Annotated in this window: 17 protein-coding genes; 7 read left to right on the top strand and 10 right to left on the bottom strand. The window is 60.5% G+C overall.

What is annotated here, in order from left to right; all coding sequences use genetic code 11:
- Nucleotides 1–56 precede the first annotated feature (56 nt).
- Both RCH09_RS14270 and RCH09_RS14265 read right to left on the bottom strand, forming a co-directional pair.
- Nucleotides 57–830 (bottom strand): SDR family NAD(P)-dependent oxidoreductase, encoded by a 774-nt coding sequence (locus tag RCH09_RS14270; RefSeq protein ID WP_326941788.1) that lies wholly within the window; start codon nucleotides 828–830, stop codon nucleotides 57–59.
- 80 nt (nucleotides 831–910) lie between these two features.
- Nucleotides 911–2,062 carry a branched-chain amino acid ABC transporter substrate-binding protein gene (locus RCH09_RS14265; protein ID WP_326941787.1) on the bottom strand — a complete coding sequence of 384 codons (1,152 nt, stop codon included), beginning with the start codon at nucleotides 2,060–2,062 and terminating at the stop codon, nucleotides 911–913.
- A gap of 145 nt (nucleotides 2,063–2,207) precedes the next feature.
- On the opposite strand from RCH09_RS14265, the gene RCH09_RS14260 reads away from it, so the two are divergent.
- The gene (locus tag RCH09_RS14260) at nucleotides 2,208–2,717 is read left to right on the top strand and encodes an Lrp/AsnC family transcriptional regulator (protein WP_326941786.1); all 510 of its coding nucleotides are present in this window, start codon (nucleotides 2,208–2,210) and stop codon (nucleotides 2,715–2,717) included.
- A 192-nt stretch (nucleotides 2,718–2,909) separates the two neighbouring features.
- On the opposite strand, the gene RCH09_RS14255 is transcribed toward RCH09_RS14260, so the two are convergent.
- The 6 genes from RCH09_RS14255 to folD form a co-directional block, all read right to left on the bottom strand.
- Nucleotides 2,910–4,226 (bottom strand): D-amino acid dehydrogenase, encoded by a 1,317-nt coding sequence (locus RCH09_RS14255; RefSeq protein WP_326941785.1) that lies wholly within the window; start codon nucleotides 4,224–4,226, stop codon nucleotides 2,910–2,912.
- A 127-nt stretch (nucleotides 4,227–4,353) separates the two neighbouring features.
- Nucleotides 4,354–4,761, bottom strand: coding sequence for a hypothetical protein (locus RCH09_RS14250; protein WP_326941784.1), 408 nt, complete (start codon nucleotides 4,759–4,761; stop codon nucleotides 4,354–4,356).
- Entirely contained in the window at nucleotides 4,758–5,180 is a 423-nt protein-coding gene (locus RCH09_RS14245) for a DNA polymerase III subunit chi (RefSeq protein WP_326941783.1), read from the bottom strand. The genes RCH09_RS14250 and RCH09_RS14245 overlap by 4 nt, the downstream gene beginning before the upstream one ends.
- Nucleotides 5,181–5,190: 10 nt before the next feature.
- Nucleotides 5,191–5,799, bottom strand: coding sequence for a glutaredoxin family protein (locus RCH09_RS14240; RefSeq protein ID WP_326941782.1), 609 nt, complete (start codon nucleotides 5,797–5,799; stop codon nucleotides 5,191–5,193).
- 14 nt (nucleotides 5,800–5,813) lie between these two features.
- Complete coding sequence (locus RCH09_RS14235; protein WP_326941781.1) at nucleotides 5,814–7,892, bottom strand: M3 family metallopeptidase; 2,079 nt, start codon at nucleotides 7,890–7,892, stop codon at nucleotides 5,814–5,816.
- Between the two features lie 4 nt (nucleotides 7,893–7,896).
- On the bottom strand, nucleotides 7,897–8,742 hold the full coding sequence (gene folD, locus RCH09_RS14230; RefSeq protein ID WP_326941780.1) for a bifunctional methylenetetrahydrofolate dehydrogenase/methenyltetrahydrofolate cyclohydrolase FolD: 846 nt from the start codon (nucleotides 8,740–8,742) through the stop codon (nucleotides 7,897–7,899).
- Between the two features lie 262 nt (nucleotides 8,743–9,004).
- On the opposite strand from folD, the gene aceE reads away from it, so the two are divergent.
- The 6 genes from aceE (at nucleotide 9,005) to RCH09_RS14200 (ending at nucleotide 17,600) form a co-directional block, all read left to right on the top strand.
- Entirely contained in the window at nucleotides 9,005–11,701 is a 2,697-nt protein-coding gene (aceE, locus tag RCH09_RS14225) for a pyruvate dehydrogenase (acetyl-transferring), homodimeric type (RefSeq protein ID WP_326941779.1), read from the top strand.
- Nucleotides 11,702–11,801: 100 nt separating this feature from the next.
- Nucleotides 11,802–13,130 (top strand): dihydrolipoyllysine-residue acetyltransferase, encoded by a 1,329-nt coding sequence (gene aceF, locus RCH09_RS14220; protein WP_326941778.1) that lies wholly within the window; start codon nucleotides 11,802–11,804, stop codon nucleotides 13,128–13,130.
- 96 nt (nucleotides 13,131–13,226) lie between these two features.
- Nucleotides 13,227–13,793 carry an MFS transporter gene (locus RCH09_RS14215; RefSeq protein WP_326941777.1) on the top strand — a complete coding sequence of 189 codons (567 nt, stop codon included), beginning with the start codon at nucleotides 13,227–13,229 and terminating at the stop codon, nucleotides 13,791–13,793.
- A gap of 94 nt (nucleotides 13,794–13,887) precedes the next feature.
- A complete protein-coding gene (lpdA, locus tag RCH09_RS14210) occupies nucleotides 13,888–15,690 on the top strand; it encodes a dihydrolipoyl dehydrogenase (protein ID WP_326941776.1) in 1,803 nt (600 codons plus the stop codon).
- A gap of 35 nt (nucleotides 15,691–15,725) precedes the next feature.
- A complete protein-coding gene (locus tag RCH09_RS14205) occupies nucleotides 15,726–16,409 on the top strand; it encodes a hypothetical protein (RefSeq protein WP_326941775.1) in 684 nt (227 codons plus the stop codon).
- Nucleotides 16,410–16,544: 135 nt separating this feature from the next.
- On the top strand, nucleotides 16,545–17,600 hold the full coding sequence (locus RCH09_RS14200) for a response regulator (protein WP_326941774.1): 1,056 nt from the start codon (nucleotides 16,545–16,547) through the stop codon (nucleotides 17,598–17,600).
- Nucleotides 17,601–17,611: 11 nt separating this feature from the next.
- Here RCH09_RS14200 and RCH09_RS14195 read toward each other — a convergent pair whose 3' ends face one another.
- Nucleotides 17,612–18,232, bottom strand: coding sequence for an FMN-binding negative transcriptional regulator (locus tag RCH09_RS14195; RefSeq protein ID WP_326941773.1), 621 nt, complete (start codon nucleotides 18,230–18,232; stop codon nucleotides 17,612–17,614).
- A gap of 21 nt (nucleotides 18,233–18,253) precedes the next feature.
- A complete protein-coding gene (locus tag RCH09_RS14190) occupies nucleotides 18,254–19,456 on the bottom strand; it encodes an acetylornithine transaminase (protein WP_326941772.1) in 1,203 nt (400 codons plus the stop codon).
- Nucleotides 19,457–19,611 lie beyond the last annotated feature (155 nt).

The raw sequence follows: 19,611 nt of genomic DNA, 5'->3' as shown, positions 1-19,611 counted from the left end.
GCGCACAGCATAGGCGATCATGCAAAGTTGTGCTGGCGACCACTTTCAGAACGCGATCAACGTCCGAGCGTCGGGAATTTGGCAAAGCCGCTGTCGATCAGGATGAATTCCCCGGTGGTCTTGGCCGCGCCATTGCACAGCCAAAAGCAGGCGTCGGCAACGTCTTCCGGCTGGATCGTGGCGGCCAGCGGCGTCACGTTCTGGAAGTGGGCGCGACTGGCCTCGTAGCGTTCGGCACCGAGCCCTTGCTGCAACCACGGGGTTTCGACCATGCCAGGACCGACCGCATTGACCCGGATCGCCGGCGCCAGCGCGCGTGCCATGCCAAACGTCATCGCGTTCAATGCGCCTTTCGACGCCATGTAGGCAATGCTGGACCCGGTTCCCATCACGGAAGCCACCGATGACACATTGACGATGCCGGCGCCGGGATTGCGCATCATCAGGGGCGCGAAAGCGCGAATCATCTGATAGGCGCCAATCACGTTGACGGCATAGATATCCTGGAAATCCTGCGCGGACAATCCCTCGAGATCCTTGGCCGCGACGAATTTGGTGGTGCCGGCATTGTTGACCAGCGCATCGGCGCGCCCCCATTTGGCATCGACAGCCGCTGCCAGCGCGCGACAATCGGCATCCTTCGAGACATCGGCCTGCACCACGATGACCGCTGCGCCAAGCGCGCGACATGCTTCGGCAACCACTTCTGCGGGCGCCGGGTTGCGGGAATAGTTGATGACGACATCGTAGCCGTTGCGGGCAAAAAGGATGGCGGTGGCGGCGCCGATGCCGGAGGACGAACCAGTAATGACCGCTACTTTTTTGGACATGAGAACTTTCAGTAAATCAGGCACGAAAAAAAAGCGCCACGACCCGAAGGGCGTGGCGCTTCATGCAACAACAGCTGTCTTTACTTGGTGACTGCGAGCAGAACGCGTTTGCCGGCCTTGTATGTGTACAGGGTCAGTGTGCCGTCCTTGATATCGCCCTTGTCATCAAATGCGATATTGCCGGTAACACCCTTGTGCTGGATCTTCGACAGCACTGGCGCATATTTGGCCGGGTCGGCGGAACCGGCCTTGACCATTGCATCGACCATGGTCATGACCGAGTCATAGACGTACGGTGCGTAGATCTGCACATCGATGCCAAACTTCTTCTTGTAGGCTGCCTTGAAGTCGTCCATGCCTTTTTTCTGTGCGTCTTCAACACCACCGGCTTCAGCGCAGACGACTTGATTGTCGGCCATGCCATCGCCTGCCAGTGTTGCCAATGCCTCGGAGCAGATACCATCGCCGCCCATGAACTTGGCATTGATGCCGAGTTGTTTCATCTGACGCAGCATCGGACCTGCAACCGCATCCATGCCGCCGAAGAACACAACGTCAGGGTTCTTTGCTTTGATCGAGGTCAGAATCGCATTGAAGTCAGTTGCCTTGTCAGTCGTGTATTGCGTGGCAACGATTTCGACGCTTGGCGATTTGCCTTTGGCGCCTTTGATGAATTCCTCTGCGACGCCCTGGCCGTAGGCGGTACGGTCATCGATGACCGCAATTTTCTTGCCCTTCAGGATCTGCACTGCATAGCGACCCAGCGTGCCACCCAGTTGACCGTCATTGGCCACCACGCGGAAGGCGGTCTTGAAGCCTTGTTGCGTGTATTTTGGATTGGTGGCGGATGGCGAGATTTGCGGGATACCGGCTTCGTAATAGATTTTCGAGGCAGGGATGGTGGTGCCGGAGTTCAGGTGACCGATCACGCCATTGACTTTGGCATCGACCAGTTTCTGTGCGACTGCGGTACCTTGCTTTGGATCAGCTGCGTCATCTTCTGTCAGCAGTTCGAATTTGACTTTCTTGCCGCCGATCGTGACGCCCTTGGCATTGAGTTCATCGATTGCCATTTTCGCGCCATTTTCATTGTCTTTGCCCAGATGCGCAATGGCACCCGAGATTGGACCAACGTGACCGATTTTGACGACCTGTTCCTGTGCTGCGGCGGATCCTGCCAATGCAAAGGCAATCGCGCCAGCCAATGGAATCATTTTTGTCTTGAACTGCATAAATAGCCTCCTGAGGATTGAAAAAAAACAAGGTTACTGCAACACTCCCTGATTCAGATTTCTGAACAAGGATGACGGTACAACACTAACAACCTGCTCGCATAGCGTTTTTCTGCGGTTTTTTTATCATTTACGCAATTTTTATATGTCCAAATTTTATGTCCTCGACAAAGTCGATCGCAAGCTGCTGAACCTGCTGCAAAAGGACAACCAGACGCCGACCAGAACGCTTGCCGAGAAGGTGCATATTTCGCAGCCAACCTGCCTGCGCCGACTGCGTGAGTTGCGTGCTGCCGGCATCATCAGCGCCGATGTCGCGATGGTCGATCCGTTCGCGCTGGGGTACGGCATGCTGGCTTTCCTCGAGGTCTCGCTGACCAATCAATCCGACGAGCACATGCAGGAATTCGAGGCGCGCATGGGCAAGGAAAGCGAGGTCATGCAATGCTACTTTGTCTCCGGCGACTTTGACTATTTCCTGGTGGTGCATGTGATCGATATGGACGGCTATTACCAGTTTGTGCGACGGGTCATTTCCGGCTCCGGCAACGTGCGCCATTTTCAATCCCGTTTCCCGATGAAGCGCGCCAAGTTTGCCACGCGTATTGCCTTTGATGAAAAAGCGACTGAAATTCAGGTCCGTTCCAGCAAATGAAAACCGCCTTATGCATCCCACAACGCGCGGGTCCGCGCCTGGATGACAAAACCCGGCGCCAGCACTGATGCGGCCTGCAGCGGCAAATCGCGCTGCAAGCCGCGCCCCACAACGAAAATTGAGGCCGGTAAGTAGTTTCACTTAACGGCCTCGATTCATGTGACTTTAAACAACAGTCGTCGTGCAGGGATGTCAGGCGCCTGCCGGCAGTACCCTGGCTGGTGTTGCCTTCGTGCTGCGCGGCATGCCGGTGAAGGCGAAGTCGACGTCCGGCTGACGGCCGGAAATGATGTCAGCGATGGCGCGACCCGAACCGCAACCCATGGTCCATCCGAGCGTGCCGTGTCCGGTATTGAGGAACAGGTTGCTGAACTTGGTTTTGCCTATGTAGGGCACGTTCGACGGTGTCAGTGGGCGCAATCCGGTCCAGTACACCGGATTGTCAAAGTCACAGGCGTCCGGGAACAGTTCGCGGGTGCGGCGCGTGATGGCTTCGCAGCGTGTGGTATTCAAATCGCGGCCGTAGCCATTCAATTCGCAGGTGCCCGCTACGCGCAGGCGGTCGCCGAGTCGCGAAACCACCAGTTTGTAGCCATCGTCGGTGAGTGAAACCGATGGGGCGACGTCCGGATTGGTGATCGCGTAGGTGGCCGAATAACCCTTGCCCGGATAGATCATCAGATCGATGCCCAGCGGCTTGACCAGCGGCACCGAGAAGCTGCCCAGCGCCATTACGAAGGCGTCGGCGCGCAGCACTTCATGACGGCCATGCTCATTGATGATTTCGACGCCGCTGATTTTGGCGGAGGCGCCGGTGCCTTCGGTCAGCAAGCGGGTGATTTGTGTGTTGAACTGAAACTTGACGCCGGCTTCTTCGGATTTCCTGGCCAGTCCGGTGGTGAATTTGTAGATATCGCCGGATTCATCGCTGGCGGTAAAGTCGCCGCCGACGATCTTGTCGCGGATGCGCGCCAGTGCCGGCTCGATGCGCACGACTTCGTCCGCGCCGATCGAATCACGCTGGCAACCCAGGTCACGCATCAGTTTCGCGGCAGGCAGGGACTCTTCGAAATCCTTGTGGTCGGTGTAGAAGTGCAGGATGCCGCGCGTCAGGCAGTCGTAATCGACGCCGGTTTCGGCGCGCACGGCTTGCAGCGTTTGCCGGCTGTATTCGGAAATCGCGACGATCTGGCGGATGTTATCGGCGGTGCGGCCCGGGGTGCATTCGCGCAGGAAGTTGATACCCCAGCGCCATTGCAGCCATTCCGGGCGGAAGCGATACAGCAATGGCGCATCTTCCTTGCCCAGCCACTTGAGCACTTTCATTGGCGCGGCCGGATTGGCCCATGGCTCGGCGTGCGAGACGGAAATCTGGCAGCCATTGGCGAAACTGGTTTCCTGGGCGGCGCCCGGTTGACGATCAATCACGGTGACATCATGGCCTGCCTTGTTTAAAAACCAGGCGGATGCAGTGCCGATGATCCCTGAACCCAATACGATAACTTTCATGACAGTCTCCCATTTTCGATACCGAATTGTAGGAAGTTACCGATGGATCAGGTGTGCAAAGATGCGGCTTAAATATTCGTAAAACAACGTATTCTGAAAAGTATGTCGATTAATCAAAGAATTTCAGCTAATCCTTTGATTTATGCAAACGCAGAATTTCTTGCGCAACCGCGCGCGCAATCACGTCTTCCAGTGTCCTGTGCAAGCCGGTGCGAATCTCCTGCGCCAGGCCCTCGACCGCAACCTGCAACACGTCGGCGAGGCTGTCGCGGACGCGCTGTTCCAGCACGAAATCGATCCGGCCCAGCACCTGGCGGGTAATGCGTTCGCTGATCTGCGCCTGCATTTGTTCCCATTCCACCTCGTTCAATTGCGGTAGGGCAGGCGTGTCGGGCGGCGCTTCGGCAACCACCAGCAGTTCGGGAATGTCGAAGTCGACGCTGAAGGTCGGCGCTGGCGCGGGCGGTCGTTCAATTGCCGCAGGCGTCAGCACTTCCGTAAGCAGTGGAATGCCATTGTCGGCGGAGTGGTTCATGATTTGTCGGCGACAGAGTGGGTCAGCGGATAGCCGCGTTGCTGGTAAAACCGGTAACGGTCGCGGCCGCCGGCGATGTCATCGGCATCTGTCGAGACAATTTCGAACAGCCGTTCGAAGCGGGCGAAATGCGGCGGCGTCTGCATCCCGAGGTTGATCAGGATCTGATGGTGCGGCAATGCGTCATTGGAGGCGTCGGCAAGAATCACCGGGGTCTGGTTTGCCAGCGCATCATCGGCCAGCACGTGCGGGACGAAATCGAGTTCGGAGAACGTCCATAACGCGGCATCGAGCGCTGCCAGCTGGACGCGGTCCCCGACCAGCACGATCTGACAGTCGGCCGCGCGCGCCTTGCGCACCAGGCGGCAGGCGTAGCTGATCTTGTCCGGAATGTTGCTGTGAAAATCAATCCTGGTCATTGCAACTGGCTCAGAAACGAAAGCCGGCGGGCGCCTCGACCGCAGGCGCCTTGACCGCCGCAGCCGGGGCGGGCTGGGCATTTTCCCTGGCGAGCTTGACGGCGACCGGCGCCGCTGCGGTGGCGGCGGCATTGCGGTAGGCAGTGGGCAGTACGCTGTTTTCCGGATAGCCGGCAGCGCTTAGCGCCGTATTGACGGCACCGGCTTCAAAACCGATCTGCTTGACCCGGCCGATGAGCAGCATTGGTATCGTGCCATTGCCGCCGGCCTGTTTCAGGCGTTCGGCGTCGGCACTGGTGGTCACGGTCTTTTCAGCGAACGGAATGCCGCGTTTGGTCAGCAATGCGCGCGCGTCGTCGCAGGCCGGGCAGGCCGCTGTGGTGTACAGCGTGACGGGGCTGGCCTTGGCGCTTTGTGCCAGTTCATACGGCAACGGGCTGGTCGCTTCGGGGGCGCTGCCAACCTCCTTGCTTTCGACCCGTTTGACCGATGCCGGCGGTGGCGTATCGGTGTAATTGACTTTGCCGTCGGCGCCGACCCATTTATACATTTGCTGGGCCGATACGCTGGCACTGCCAAGCAGCAGAAGAACAGACACTAGCTTGTGGATGCGTTTCATTCCGACTCTCCTGATCAACTTGCGGTGTCAGCCATGCCGCTGTGGCGCAGCAGGGCATCGATGGTCGGTTCGCGACCACGAAATGCCTTGAACGAATCGAGCGCCGTGCGCGAGCCGCCGACCGACAGCACCTCACGCAGGAAGCGTTCACCGGCCGCGCTGTAACCAGCGTCGCCCTCTGTTGCGCGCGCTTCCTCGAAGGCGCCATAGGCATCGGCTGACAGCACTTCCGCCCATTTATAACTATAGTAACCCGCAGCATAGCCGCCGGCGAAGATGTGGCTGAACGAATGCTGGAAGCGATTGAAGTCCGGCGGCACCAGCACCGCGACCTGCGTGCGCACCTGGGCGATCAGGGCGTTGACGGCATCCGCATCGGTGGCGTCGAAGTCATGATGCAGCAGCATGTCGAACAGCGAGAATTCCACTTGCCGCAGCGTCTGCAGGCCCGACTGGAAATTCTTCGCCGCGGTCATCTTGTCAAACAGGGCGCGCGGCAAGGCGGCACCCGTATCGACATGCGCGGTCATGTGTTCCAGCACATCCCATTCCCAGCAAAAATTCTCCATGAATTGCGATGGCAGTTCCACCGCATCCCATTCGACGCCGGAGATCCCCGAGACGCCGATTTCATCGACCTGCGTGAGCATGTGATGCAGGCCGTGGCCAAACTCGTGGAACAGCGTGATGACTTCGTCGTGGGTGAAGAACGCCGGCTTCAGCACGCCGTCCATCAGCGTCGGCTCGGTGAAATTGCAGGTCAGGTACGCCACCGGCGTCTGCACCTGGGTGCCGGTGCGGCGACGACTGCGGGCGTCATCCATCCAGGCGCCGCCGCGCTTGCCATTGCGTGCATAGAAATCGAGATAGAACTGGCCGAGCAGGGCGCCATTGCGCTCGATGCGGAAAAATTTGACATCGGGATGCCAGACCGGGGCGTGGTCCGGTTTGATCTCGACCGAGAACAGATTCTGCACCAGGCGGAATAACCCTGCGGTGACTTTGGATTGCGGAAAATACTGTTTGACCTCCTGCTCCGAAAACGCATAGCGTTGCTCGCGCAGTTTTTCGGAGGCGTACGCCACGTCCCACGATTCCAGCTGGAGCAGGTCCAGCTCGCTGCGTGCAAAGCTGCGCAATTCCTCCAGATCCTGTTCAGCAAACGGGCGCGCCCGTTGTCCCAGATCACGCAGGAAATCGATCACCTGCTGTGGCGTATGCGCCATTTTTGCGACCAGCGAGACCTCGGCGTAATTGGCATAGCCGAGCAGTTGCGCTTCCTCGCGGCGCAGGCGCAGCAGATCGAGAATGTTCTGCGTATTGTCCCACTCCGGTTTGGCGCCCAGTTCGGAGGCCTTGGTGACATTGGCGCGATAGACCTGCTCGCGCAGCGCGCGGTTGTCGGCGTATTGCAGGATCGGATAGAACGACGGGAAGTGCAGCGTGAACTTGTAGCCGGGCTTGCCATCCTTCTCGGCCGCGGCGCGGGCTGCGTCCTTGACGTCCTGCGGCAATCCCGCCAGCTCGGCCTCGGTGGCGATCAGCAAGGCGTAGTCATTGGTCGCGTCGAGTACGTTCTCGGAGAAGCGCGTTGAAATTTCGGCGTGCTGTTCCTGGATCTCGGCGAAGCGCGGCTTGAGCTCGGCCGGCAACTCGGCGCCGCCGAGGCGGAAATCGCGCACGGCGTTATCGATGATCTTTTGCCGTGCCGGCGTCAGGCTGGCGAAATCGGCGCGTTCGCGCAGTGCCTTGTACTTGTCGAACAGCGCCAGATTCTGCCCCAGCGCGGTCCAGAACTCGGTGACTTTCGGTTGATTCTCGTTGTACGCGGCGCGTAGCTCCGGCGTGTCCATGACACCGTTCAAGTGGCTGACGATGCCCCAGGCGCGCCCGAGTTTTTCCGTCGCCAGATCAAGCGGCTCGACGAAGTTGTCCCATGTGATTTCGGTCATGGGCGCTTCCAGTCGCTGCACCACGGTACTGCATTCGGCGATCAGGCTCTCGATCGCCGGTGTGACGTCAGCGGGTGTGAAGGCATCGAAGCGCGGCAGATCGGAAAAGTCGAGCAGGGGATTGGCAGTAATGGCAGACATGAGGTCAGATCCTTTCAGCGGATTCGAGGGTATTGACCAGCAACATCGTGATGGTCATCGGTCCGACGCCACCCGGCACCGGGGTGATCCACCCGGCCACCTGTTGCACGGCGCTGAAATCAACATCGCCGCAGAGCTTGCCCTGGTCGTCGCGATTCATGCCAACGTCGATCACGATGGCGCCGGGTTTCACCATGTCGGCGGTCAGGGTATTGCGGCGGCCGACGGCGGCGACCACGATGTCGGCCTGGCGCGTGTGCAGCGCCAGATCCGGTGTGTTGCTATGACAGATGGTGACGGTAGCGTTGGCTTGCAAGAGCAGCAGCGCCATCGGTTTGCCGACGGTATTGCTGCGTCCGATGACGACAGCGTGCTTGCCCTTGATCGGCACGCCGGTGCTCTCGATCATCTTCATGCAGCCGTACGGTGTGCAGGGGCGAAAGCCGGGCAGGCCGGTCATCAACTCGCCGGCGCTGAGCACCGAAAAGCCATCGACATCCTTGCGCGTCGAGATGGCTTCGATGACCTTGTTGGCATCGATATGTTTTGGCAGCGGCATCTGCACCAGGATGCCGTGAATCGCCGGATCGCGATTGAGCGCATCGATGCGTGCCAGCAGATCGGCCTGTGCCATCGTGGCATCGTATTTCTCCAGCACCGAATGAAAGCCGGCGTCACCGCAGGCCTTGACCTTGTTGCGTACGTAGACCTGGCTGGCCGGGTCTTCGCCGACCAGGATGACAGCAAGGCCGGGTTGCTTGCCTTGCGCGGTCAGGGCGGCGGCGCGGCGCGCAATGTCCTCGCGCAAATGTTGGGAGAGCTGGGTTCCGCTGATCAATTGGGCTGGCATGGGGAGTGATTTCAGTAAGCGATGAATCCGGGATTATAAGGCCCGCTGCCGTGACAGAGGGCCCGCGTCACAGCGAATTCTGTGCCTCCCGGAAATGACGCCGCGCAGCATTATTCCGCATTATGGGAAGTGCTACCGCTATTTGAAAAATACGAAAACTGCTGCTAAAATCCGCTGGAACAAATATCCGTCGCAGCCAAACTGTTGCAGAATGCCCAGTGACGCGACACGTCAATGCAGCCAAAAAAACAGGAGACAACGCATGTCAGCCCAGCTTGATCAAGTCATGGCGCAAGCCGCCAACGATCCCGATGTGATTGAAACCAAGGAGTGGCTCGACGCACTCGAAGCCGTCATTGAAAACGAAGGGCCGGAGCGCGCGCACTATCTGATGGAGCGCATGGTCGATCTGGCGCGGCGACGCGGCGCGCACATCCCGTTCTCCAGCAACACCGCTTACGTCAACACCATCCCCAATCATCTGGGCGCGCACTGCCCCGGCAATCTCGAATTCGAAGAACGGCTGCGCTCGTGGATGCGCTGGAATGCCATGGCCATGGTGGTGAAAACCAACCGCGCCGACGGCGACCTCGGCGGCCACATCTCCAGTTTCGCCTCGCTGGCGAATATGCTGGGCATCGGCTTCAACCATTTCTGGCACGCCCCGACCGAAGACCATGGCGGCGACCTGCTGTATTTGCAAGGGCATTCGTCGCCCGGCATTTACGCCCGCGCGTTTCTTGAAGGCCGACTGTCCGAAGAACAGATGCTCAACTTCCGCCGCGAAGTCGATGGCAACGGCCTGTCGTCGTACCCGCATCCAAAGCTGATGCCGGAGTTCTGGCAATTCCCGACCGTGTCGATGGGCCTCGGCCCGCTGATGGCAATCTATCAGGCCCGCTTTCTCAAATACTTGCATGCCCGCGCGATCGCCAAGACCGATAACCGCAAGGTCTGGGTCTTCTGCGGCGACGGCGAAATGGACGAGCCCGAGTCGATGGGTGCGATCGGCATGGCCGGGCGCGAAATGCTGGACAACCTGGTGATGGTGGTGAACTGCAACCTGCAGCGACTCGACGGGCCGGTGCGCGGCAACGGCAAGATCATCCAGGAACTGGAAGCTGATTTCCGTGGCGCGGGCTGGAACGTGATCAAGGTAATCTGGGGTCCGGGCTGGGACGAATTGCTGGCCAGGGACAAGGACGGCATCCTGCAACGCGTGATGATGGAAACCGTCGACGGCGAATACCAGAACTACAAGGCCAAGGACGGCGCTTACGTGCGCAAGAATTTCTTCGGCAAGCATCCGAAGCTGCTCGAAATGGTCGCCAACATGACCGATGACGACATCTGGCGCCTGACCCGTGGCGGCCATGATCCGCACAAGATTTACGCCGGCTTCAAGATCGCCCAGGAACACAAGGGTCAGCCGACCGTCTTGCTGGTCAAGACCGTCAAGGGTTTTGGCATGGGCAAATCGGGCGAGGCGCGCAACACCGCGCATCAAACCAAGAAACTCGACGACGAAGCCATCCGCGAAATGCGCGACCGCTTCGCCATTCCGATTGCCGACGATGAACTGGCCGCCGTGCCGTTCTTCAAGCCATCGGATGATTCGCCGGAAATGAAATACCTGCACGAACGCCGCCAGGCACTCGGTGGTTATTTGCCGCAGCGCCGGATGAAGGCCGACGAAACCATGCTCGTGCCGGAACTGTCCGCGTTCAAGGCCGTGCTGGATGCGACAGCCGAGGGTCGCGAGATCTCGACCACGCAGGCCTATGTGCGAATTATCTCGATCCTGCTGCGCGACCCCACGCTGGGTCCGCGCGTGGTCCCGATCCTGGTCGACGAGGCGCGCACCTTCGGCATGGAGGGCCTGTTCCGCCAGATCGGCATCTTCAATCAGCAAGGCCAGTTGTACGAACCGGTCGACAAGGACCAGGTCAGCTACTACCGCGAAGACAAGGCCGGCCAGATCCTGCAGGAAGGCATCAACGAAGCGGGCGCGATGAGTTCATGGATCGCTGCGGCGACCTCGTACTCGACCAACAACCGCATCATGCTGCCGTTCTACACCTTCTACTCGATGTTCGGCCTGCAACGCATTGGCGATCTGGCCTGGGCCGCCGGCGACATGCGTGCGCGCGGCTTCCTACTGGGTGGCACCGCTGGGCGCACCACATTGAATGGCGAAGGCCTGCAACATGAAGATGGCCACAGCCATGTGCTGGCGTCGACGATTCCGAACTGCCTGCCGTACGATCCGACCTTCGCCCACGAAGTCGCGGTAATCATGCATGACGGCTTGAAGCGCATGATCGAGCAGCAGGAAGACGTGTTCTATTACATCACCCTGATGAATGAGAATTACAGCCACCCGGGCCTGCAGGAAGGCCAGGAAGCCAACATTCTGAAAGGCCTGTATCTGCTCAAGAAGGGCAAGCAGGACACCAAATTGCGTGTGCAACTGATGGGCTCCGGCACCATCCTGCGCGAGGCCATCGCCGCCGTCGATCTGCTGCAGGACGACTGGGGCATCGGCGCCGATGTCTGGTCGGCGCCCTCCTTCACGCTGCTGGCGCGTGACGGCCAGGATGTCGAGCGCTGGAACATGCTGCATCCGACCGAGACCGCGCGCGCTGCGCACATCACGCAGTCGCTGCAGGATTCGCAGGGTCCGATCGTGGTGGCTACCGACTACATGCGCACCTTCGCCGAACAGGTGCGCGCCTTCGTGCCGAAGGGTCGCAGCTACAAGGTGCTCGGCACCGATGGCTTCGGTCGTTCAGATTCACGTGTCAAACTGCGTGAGTTCTTCGAGGTCAATCGTTATTTCGTGACGGTGGCCGCACTCAAGTCGCTGGCTGATGAAGGTGCGATTGCCACGTCCATCGTCGCGCAGGCTATTGCCAAGTACGGTATCAATCCGGAAAAAGCGAATCCGGTCACCCTGTAATCAACCACGATCAATCTTCCCTGATCGTCAGCCCGCCGTTCGCCCTGCAGCTTGAGGGTGGCGGCAGCGGTTCGGCGATCGGAAACACGGAGCCAGCGCCATGAGTTTGAGTGAAATTAATGTCCCCGATATCGGTGACTTCAAGGAAGTCGAGATCATCGAATTGATGGTCAAGGTCGGTGACACGGTCAAGGTTGACCAGTCGCTGATTACGGTCGAGTCCGACAAGGCCAGCATGGAAATCCCGTCCAGCCAGGCGGGTGTGATCAAGGAATTGAAAGTCAAGGTTGGCGACAAGGTCGCCAAAGGGTCGCTGATCCTGATTCTGGAAACCAGTGCCGCGGCAGCGCCGGCGGGAGCAACCGACGCCGCTCCGGCCGCGCCGGCGGCAGCACCCGCTGCGCCGGCAGCCGCACCCGCTGCAGCGGCGGCGGCACCTGCTGCAGCGGCGGCAGCGCCGGAACCGGCCAAGCCAGCTGCGGCTGCACCGGCACCGGCGCCGGACGGCAAGGTGGCCCACGCGTCGCCATCGATTCGCAAATTTGCGCGCGAACTCGGTGTCGATCTCGCCAGGGTTGGCGGTACCGGTCCGAAAGGACGCATCCTGCAGGAAGATGTGCAGAATTTCGTCAAGGCGGCAATCGCCGGTGGTAGCGCCGGCGCGGCGCCACGCAATGGTTCCGGCACGGGTCTGAATCTGCTGGCCTGGCCATCGCTGGATTTTGCCAAATTCGGCAGCACCGAATTGCTGCCGCTGTCGCGCATCAAGAAACTCAGCGGGCCGAACCTGCATCGCAACTGGGTCATGATTCCGCACGTGACGCAGTTCGACGACGCCGATGTCACCGAGCTGGAAGAGTTCCGCAAAACCTCCAATACCGCCCTGGCCAAGTCCGGCGTCAAGCTGACCATGCTGGCATTCGTCATCAAGGCCAGCGTCGCGGCCCTGAAGAAATTCCCGGCGTTTAATGCGTCGCTGGATGCCAGCGGTGAAAACCTGATTCTCAAGCAGTACTACAACATCGGCTTCGCCGCCGACACGCCGAACGGCTTGATGGTCCCGGTGATCAAGGACGTCGACAAGAAGGGCCTGATCCAGATCGCCACCGAAATGGCCGAGCTGTCGAGCCAGGCGCGCGACGGAAAGCTCAAGGGCCCGGACATGCAGGGCGCGAGCTTCACGATCTCATCGCTTGGCGGCATCGGCGGCACCTACTTCACGCCAATCATCAATGCGCCGGAAGTCGCCATTCTCGGCCTGTCGAAGTCGTCGATCCGTCCGGTCTGGGATGGCAAGCAGTTCCAGCCGCGACTGATCATGGGCACGTCGCTGTCGTACGATCACCGCGTCATCGACGGCGCCATGGGCGCACGCTTCTCGGTGTATCTGACCGAGGCACTGGCCGATTTGCGCCGCACGCTGCTGTAATTGGTCGCAACCGGACGCCCGCCCGGCAATGAGAAAATGGCCGCGACCATTTTCTCGTCGCCCGCCGGCAACCGACAGACCTGATGGAGCTTTCCCATGACTACCTGTGTCGTTGTAAAGAAAGACAAGCAAATCGCCATCGCCTGCGATTCGCTGGTGACGTTTGGCGATACGCGGCTGTCGAACGCCTATGAAGCCAACAACAAGATTTTCCAGATCGGCGATTCGTACGTCACGGTGGCGGGTACCGCTGCGCATTTTCCGGTGATGCGCAAACTGCTCAGCGAGATGGGTGAAGACTGCAAGCTGCACACGCGTGACCAGGTGTTCGAAACGTTCACCAAAGTGCACCAGCTGCTGAAGGAGAATTTTTTCCTCAATACCAAGGAGGATGAGGACGACCCGTACGAGTCCTCCCAGATCACCTCGCTGGTGGCCAATCCGCACGGCATTTTTGGGGTGTATTCGTACCGCGAAGTGTTCAGTTTCGATCGCTTCTGGGGGATTGGCAGCGGTCGCAATTTTGCCCTGGGTGCGATGTACGCGGTGTACGACCAGATTGGCAGTGCGCGTGAGATCGCCGAAGTCGGCGTGCGCGCCGGCGCCGAATTCGACAAGAGTTCATCGGCGCCGTTTCAGATTTACAGTTTTGCGATGCAGTGATTGCAGGCCGCTGCAAGTTATCCCCGATGCAAGTAACCCCATAGCGCAGTAACCGTTCGCCGATGCGCGAACGCTGACAACGGAGCCAGAAGCCATGAGTTTGATCGACGTGAACGTGCCTGATATCGGTGATCTGAAGGAAGTGGAAGTCATTGAAGTGCTGGTCAAGGCGGGCGACACCGTCAAGGTCGACCAGTCGCTGGTGACGGTCGAGTCTGACAAGGCCAGCATGGAAATTCCATCCAGCCATGCCGGCGTCATCAAGGAACTGAAGGTCAAGACCGGTGACAAGGTGGGCATGGGCTCGCTGCTGCTGGTGCTGGAGGCGGCCGAGGCTGGTGCAGCTGCACCTGCCGCCGCTGCGCCTGCCGCTGCTGCGCCAGCACCTGCTGCAACCGCAGCACCTGCTGCAACCGCAGCTGCTGCCGCACCGGCGCCAGGCGCGCCCGCAGCGCCGGCCGCCGCCAGCTTTGCCGACAAAGCCGATATCGAATGCGACACGCTGGTGCTGGGCGCCGGGCCGGGTGGCTACACGGCCGCATTCCGGGCGGCCGACCTCGGCCAGAAGGTCGTGATGATCGAGCGCTACCCGACCCTGGGCGGCGTCTGCCTGAACGTTGGCTGCATTCCTTCCAAGGCATTGCTGCACGCCGCCAAGGTGATTACGGAAGCGGAGGAGATGTCGCACTTCGGCATCAAGATGTCGGCGCCCGAGATCGAGCTCGATACGCTGCGCGGCTGGAAAGACGGCGTCGTCAAGAAACTGACCGGCGGCCTGACCAGCCTGGCCAAGGCGCGCAAGGTGCAGGTCATCGAAGGCCGCGGTGTGTTCAGTTCGGCCAACACCGTGACGGTGGAAACCAGCGATGGCAGCAAGGTGGTCGCCTTCAAGAACGCGATCATTGCGGCCGGCTCATCGGTGGCAAAGATCCCGGGTTTTCCGTACGACGACAAACGGGTGGTCGATTCGACCGGCGCGCTGGAACTGCGCCAGATCCCGGGCAGCATGCTGGTCATTGGCGGCGGCATCATCGGGCTCGAAATGGCCTGCGTCTATGACGCACTGGGCACGAAGATCACCGTGGTCGAATTCGCCGACGGCCTGATCCCGGCGGCCGATCGCGACCTCGTCAAGCCGCTGCAAAAGCGCATCGAAAAGCGCTATGCCGCGATCCACCTGAAAACCAAGGTCACCAAGCTGGAAGCCCGGCCCGACGGCTTGCTGGCAACCTTCGAAGGCGACAATGCGCCGAAGGATGCGCAACTGTTCGACATGGTCCTCATGGCAGTCGGCCGCCGCCCGAACGGCAAGGATGTCGGTGCAGAGCTGGCCGGCGTGACCGTCAATGAACGCGGCTTCATCCCGGTCGACAAGCAGCAGCGCACCAACGTCGCCCACATTTTCGCGATCGGCGACATCTGCGGCGACCCGATGCTGGCGCACAAGGCGACCAATGAAGCCAAGGTGGCCGCTGAAGTCATTGCCGGCCACAAGGTGCAGTTCGACGCGCTGACGATTCCCTCGGTGGCGTACACCGATCCTGAACTGGCATGGATGGGCGTGACCGAGGCCGAAGCCAAGGCGCAGGGGATCGCATTTGAAAAGGTCAATTTCCCGTGGGCCGCCAGTGGTCGTGCCCAAGCCGTCGGCCGCGACGAGGGCGTGACCAAGTTGCTGTGGGATCCGGCGACCAAGCGACTGATCGGCGCCGGCATCGTTGGCGTGAACGCCGGTGAGCTGATTGCCGAGCTGGTGCTGGCGATGGAAATGGGCGCTGATCTGGAGGATATCGCACTCACCGTGCATGCCCATCCGACGCTGTCGGAGACGCCGATGTTTGCCGCTGAAATGGCGCTTGGAACCATTACCGATCTGTACATACCGCCAAAGAAGTAGTGGCGCCCGGGGCGATTGATGCGGAGCGCTGACGCATGTCCCCGGGATTCGGCGTGAATGCTGTTGCGGCAGGGTGGACTGCGCGGCAGCGCCGTGGCGTGATGCCGCTGGTGGTGATCATCGGATTGCATCTGCTGCTGATCGGCCTGCTCATCGAGGCGTCGCGCCGTCAGCCGGTCCGCGAGGCCGTGGGCCAGGTGATGACCATGCTGCTGCCGGAGGCCGCACCGCCGCTACCGGAACGGGCCGCGGCGGCGCAGCGGCGCACGCCAGTGACGATGGTCCGGGCGGTAACGCAGGATCACCCTGCAAGCGTGACGGCGGAGCCACGCAACCAGGCAACACCTGCTGAGCCCGAGTCCGCCACGACGACGCTGCCGCCGCCATTGCCGGCCAGCGACCTGGCCACCAGCGCCTTGCGCAGTGTTGGCAAGATCGACCGCGACCTGCGCAACGAATTCCGCCACCTGCCCGAGCGCGCGCCCGATTCGGTGACGTCAAGGCTGGCGCAAGGCATTGCCGCCGCCGGTGTGGTGCATCGCTTGATGCCGAGCATGCAGGAGCGGGTGCTGGCGGACGGCCGGCGCGTCACCAAAGTCACGTCGTCGTCGGGAACCTATTGCGTCACGCAGGAGGGCGCCGGCGCCAATGACGGGCTGGATCGCGTACAGAATGGCAATCACATGAAAGCGACCAATTGCGGCAACCTGTTCGATTGAGCGCACTGGAACACGATCTTTTCAATTAATGACGCAACATCGGCGGTGGATTTCTTGCGGACATTGATCTTAATCATTACTGTTGAAGCAATTCGCTTGCAATCTGGATCAAATTGACTTGAAAGGTTCGCCAACGTGAATTCCGCCAATTCCCGCCCGATTTCCGGGCTGCCCAATCCAGAGTTTGCCGGGTCGCCGACCGTGCTGATTATTGACGACCAGAGTGTCGGTCGTCTGATTCTTGGCGAAGTGATCAAGGGGATCGACAGCAACATCCATATCCTGGCGTGCTCGAATCCGCTGGAGGCCATCAATCACGCCCGGGCGACCTCGATCGACCTGGTCCTGACCGATTTCAAGATGCCGCAACTTGACGGCATCGAAACCATTCAACGCCTGCGTGCGCTGTTTACATATGAACAATTGCCGATCGTGATGATTACTGTCATCACTGATCGCGAGTTACGTAATCGCGCCTTCGAGGCCGGCGCAACGGATTTTCTGATGCGGCCGTTCGATCCACTCGAATGCCGCGCCCGCTGCCGCAATTTGCTCAATCTGCGGCGGCAATACCTGATCAACCAGTATCACGTGCAGGCTTTTGAAGCGCGCGTCGAACAGGCCACCCGGGCCCTGCGCGCACGCGATGCCGACCTCGCGCGTCGGCAGGAGGCGCTCGCCAGCGCGCAATCCGGGTTGCAGACCCGCTGCGTGCCGCACTATGCGGGGCTGATCGCGCAACAGCTTGGCTTGCCCGCAGACGAAGTCGACACCATCGTCCTGGCCGCGCCCATGCACCATGCCGACAGCATGGCGATTCCCGACGTGATTCTGCGCAACCCCGAGCGGGCAGCGGATTTTCTGCAAGTGGTCGCCAACATCGCCACCTTTCAATTCGAGAAGTTTGACGGAAGCGGTTATCCGGCCGGTTTGCGCGGGCAAATGATTCCGCTGGCAGCGCGCATCGTTGCGCTGGTCGATGTATTTGACGCGCTCACGGCGCCGCAACCGCACCATGTCGCATGGTCGTGGGCGCGCGCGCTGAACTTTGTGGTCGAGCAAAGGGGCCGGCATTTCGATCCCGCTCTGGTCGACCTGTTTTTGCGTCACGCCGATGCGGCCGAACGGATCTACCAGCAACATTGGGGCAGCGAGCCGCCCGGTGCGCCAAAGCTTTCCTCCATCCCGTAAGCTGTCCCGCCTCAGGCAGGCCAGTAGCCCAGTCGCTTCATCCATCCGGCTATCGCTTGCTGATTTTCGCCGCCGGTCTCGTGCGTGCCCTGCATCGCCGGTTTTTCCCCCGTCAGGCGGTGCTGGCCGAGCTTGAACTTTCCTTCCAGTTGATCGACCCGCATCGTGAAGCCAACGATGGCGCCGAGCATGGCTGTGCGCCGCTCGTTGTCCATCTGGTCGAATTGGGCCTGATAGCCGGGCTCGTTGTGTGCGATCAAGGCGCTCAGGATGGCCAGTTTGCCCGCATCGGAATGGTCGATCACCACGTTGCCACGGGCATGCACGGCGATGTAATTCCAGGTCGGGACCATATTTGCGTCCTCATAGAGCGTGGGCGAAACATACGTGTGCGGCCCATGAAAAATCACCAGGGCAGCAGGGTCCGACAGCATTGCCTGCCAGTGCGGATTGGCACGCGCGACATGGCCAGCGATGGTGGTGACGCCATCGGCCATGCTCACCAGCAGCGGCACATGCGCGGCGAACGGCGCGCCATCGATGGTCGAGATCAGTGTTGCAAAATCGTGGCGCCGCATGACATCCAGCAGCACCGCCGGATCGGATTGGACGAAGTGTTTTGGGATGTACATTGGATTCCTTATCGGCGCGCTTTAGTGCCCAAGCATGCGCAACACATCGGAGAGCATCGCCAGCATCTGGTCAATCTCGGCGTGGCTCACATTCAACGCCGGCATGAAACGCAGCAGATCCGGGCGCGGCGAATTGAGCAGCAGGCCGACCGGTTCCAGCTTGCGCGCGGCTTCGACGATTTGCGGACCGATGTCCTTACCCAATTGCAGCGCACGCAGCAAGCCTTCGCCGCGTTCGCCCTGCAGTCCATGGCGTTCGCTCAAGGCCAGCAGACCCTGGCGCAGCCATTCGCCGCGTTCGCGTACCGTTGGCAGAAAATCGGGCGCCAGCAGGGTCTCGATCACTGCCACGCCAACCGCTGTCATCAGCGGATTGCCGTTATAGGTGCCGCCTTGCTCGCCAGGTTCGAAGCAGGCGATCTCCTCGCGGCACAGCAGCGCAGCCAGTGGCACGCCGCCGCCGATGCCTTTGCCCAGCGTCATGATGTCCGGCTCGATGTGCGAGAGCTGGTAGGCAAACAGCGTCCCGGTGCGACCCATGCCGCTCTGGACTTCGTCGACGATCAGCAGGATGCCGCGCTCCCGGGTCAGCGCGCGCAACGCTTGCATGAATTCCCGCGTGGCCGGGATTACGCCGCCTTCGCCTTGCACCGGTTCCAGCATCACGGCGACGGTATGGTTGTTGATGAGGCGTTCGACACTGGCAATGTCATTGAGCTCGGCCTTCGGGAATCCCGCGACTTGCGGCGCATACATCGTGTCCCAGCCGGGTTTGCCGCTGGCCGACATGGTCGCCAGCGTGCGGCCATGAAAGCTGTGATCGAACGTGATGATTTCAAAGCGATTGGCACCGTCGGCATGCGGAAATTTCCTGCCGTATTTGCGGGCCAGCTTGATTGCGCCCTCATTGGCTTCGGCGCCGCTGCTGGCGAAAAACACGCGGTCGAAACAGGAGTTGGCGGTCAACAGATTGGCCAGCGCAATCGATGGTGCGTTGAAAAACGCCGGCGACGGATTGAGCAGTTTTTTCGATTGCACGGCCAGCGCATCGCTGATGCAGGCCGGCGCGTGACCGAGGCAGTTGACCGCCCAGCCCTGCAGGTAGTCGAGATAGCGCTTGCCGGTGCTGTCGGTGAGCCACATGCCGTGGCCTTCGGTGAAGACGATGTCGGGCCGGTTCGTGATGAACATCAGCGCGTTGGTGTCGGCGTGGTTATATTCCATGTGCAGCGGCTCCGGGTGAAAAGCAGGGCGAAAAAAAAGCCACAGGGTCGGCCTGTGGCTGCGAGATTAGCGAACACTCACCTGCACGGCTTGCCTGAAGAGGGCAGCTGGGACCGGCGTCGCGCGTGTTGTGGTGTCATGTGCATCGCTTGATC

Origin of the sequence: Actimicrobium sp. GrIS 1.19, assembly GCF_035984655.1 — a bacterium.
In the GTDB taxonomy this organism is placed as follows: domain Bacteria; phylum Pseudomonadota; class Gammaproteobacteria; order Burkholderiales; family Burkholderiaceae_D; genus Actimicrobium.
The sequence above is the reverse complement of the archived record's forward strand: the minus strand, read 5'-3'. Positions and strand labels throughout refer to the sequence as shown.

Coding starts and splice junctions, on each gene's coding strand:
- RCH09_RS14250 (WP_326941784.1), bottom strand. CDS start 4,761: ATGAACCACTCCGCCGACAATGGCATTCCACTGCTTACGGAAGTGCTG.
- RCH09_RS14270 (WP_326941788.1), bottom strand. CDS start 830: ATGTCCAAAAAAGTAGCGGTCATTACTGGTTCGTCCTCCGGCATCGGC.
- RCH09_RS14195 (WP_326941773.1), bottom strand. CDS start 18,232: ATGTACATCCCAAAACACTTCGTCCAATCCGATCCGGCGGTGCTGCTG.
- RCH09_RS14255 (WP_326941785.1), bottom strand. CDS start 4,226: ATGAAAGTTATCGTATTGGGTTCAGGGATCATCGGCACTGCATCCGCC.
- RCH09_RS14260 (WP_326941786.1), top strand. CDS start 2,208: ATGTCCAAATTTTATGTCCTCGACAAAGTCGATCGCAAGCTGCTGAAC.
- RCH09_RS14245 (WP_326941783.1), bottom strand. CDS start 5,180: ATGACCAGGATTGATTTTCACAGCAACATTCCGGACAAGATCAGCTAC.
- RCH09_RS14190 (WP_326941772.1), bottom strand. CDS start 19,456: ATGGAATATAACCACGCCGACACCAACGCGCTGATGTTCATCACGAAC.
- RCH09_RS14265 (WP_326941787.1), bottom strand. CDS start 2,062: ATGCAGTTCAAGACAAAAATGATTCCATTGGCTGGCGCGATTGCCTTT.
- aceE (WP_326941779.1), top strand. CDS start 9,005: ATGTCAGCCCAGCTTGATCAAGTCATGGCGCAAGCCGCCAACGATCCC.
- folD (WP_326941780.1), bottom strand. CDS start 8,742: ATGCCAGCCCAATTGATCAGCGGAACCCAGCTCTCCCAACATTTGCGC.
- aceF (WP_326941778.1), top strand. CDS start 11,802: ATGAGTTTGAGTGAAATTAATGTCCCCGATATCGGTGACTTCAAGGAA.
- lpdA (WP_326941776.1), top strand. CDS start 13,888: ATGAGTTTGATCGACGTGAACGTGCCTGATATCGGTGATCTGAAGGAA.
- RCH09_RS14205 (WP_326941775.1), top strand. CDS start 15,726: ATGTCCCCGGGATTCGGCGTGAATGCTGTTGCGGCAGGGTGGACTGCG.
- RCH09_RS14240 (WP_326941782.1), bottom strand. CDS start 5,799: ATGAAACGCATCCACAAGCTAGTGTCTGTTCTTCTGCTGCTTGGCAGT.
- RCH09_RS14235 (WP_326941781.1), bottom strand. CDS start 7,892: ATGTCTGCCATTACTGCCAATCCCCTGCTCGACTTTTCCGATCTGCCG.
- RCH09_RS14215 (WP_326941777.1), top strand. CDS start 13,227: ATGACTACCTGTGTCGTTGTAAAGAAAGACAAGCAAATCGCCATCGCC.